Annotated in this window: 1 protein-coding gene; it reads left to right on the forward strand. The window is 40.5% G+C overall.

Features of this window, described 5'->3' with window-relative positions:
- Nucleotides 1–213: 213 nt before the first annotated feature.
- Nucleotides 214–363, forward strand: coding sequence for a hypothetical protein (locus HW443_RS11965; RefSeq protein ID WP_176238301.1), 150 nt, complete (start codon nucleotides 214–216; stop codon nucleotides 361–363).
- Nucleotides 364–930 lie beyond the last annotated feature (567 nt).

Below are 930 nucleotides of genomic sequence, written 5' to 3' on the forward strand. Positions count from 1 at the left end.
ACCATTACATAGTATGCATCTGCTACGCCGATGATACTCTCCAATTGATATCTGTCTGCCTGTAAGCCCTACGGGATAGCCGCTGCCTTCATATCGCTAAAGCTGCTGCCTTATTATCAAATCCATGTTCCACGGGAATCTTACCTCTGTTAGACTACTATAGTTGAAGAGGAAAAAGAGGCAAGGCAGAAGGTATACGACCAGAAGGTATTCATGGTTCTTAATAAGGTATGGCAAATAATGGACTATATCTGTGGCAAGAGACTTGCCTCTGTCTTAAAAGAACTTATCGTGAAGTTAGAACAACATAAGGAGATTACAATTGGCAGAGAGACAAAAGAGTCCCGATTTAATTCGGGATAAGGATAAGTCCTGCAACCATAGACAGGCTCTTAGCAAAGGAAAGAAAGAATCAGCAAATAAAAGGCAGGTCAAATACAAAACCCGGAACACTGCTTAAGAACCAGATACCGATAAGGACATTTTCTGAATGGGATGAAGGAAGACTTGTATTTTTAGAATTAGACCTTGTAGGGCATGATGGAGGAGATGCGGCAGGAGAATTTGCACAAACGATTAACGCAGTAGATGTATACACGGGGTGGACTGAGACAGAGGCAATAAGGAATAAGGCACAAAAGTGGGCATTTGAGGGCATACAGAATATAAGAGGGCGTTTGCCATTTGATCTACTCGGGATAGATGAAGCCTTTGGAGCGGAGTTTATCAACAGTCATCTTTACAGGTATTGTCTTGAACACAAGATAACATTCACGAGGTCAAGAAAGTACCGTAAAAATGACAACTGTTGTCCCCTCTCACATAATCTTATCTAAAAGACCTTTCAATTTCTCACAATCTTTTGTATAAAGTATTTTCTTCATCAAACTAAATTAACCAAAAGGAAAACCGATGGCTCGTCTACAACTC

It is taken from the genome of Candidatus Hakubella thermalkaliphila, assembly GCF_013281975.1.
In the GTDB taxonomy this organism is placed as follows: domain Bacteria; phylum Actinomycetota; class Humimicrobiia; order Hakubellales; family Hakubellaceae; genus Hakubella; species Hakubella thermalkaliphila.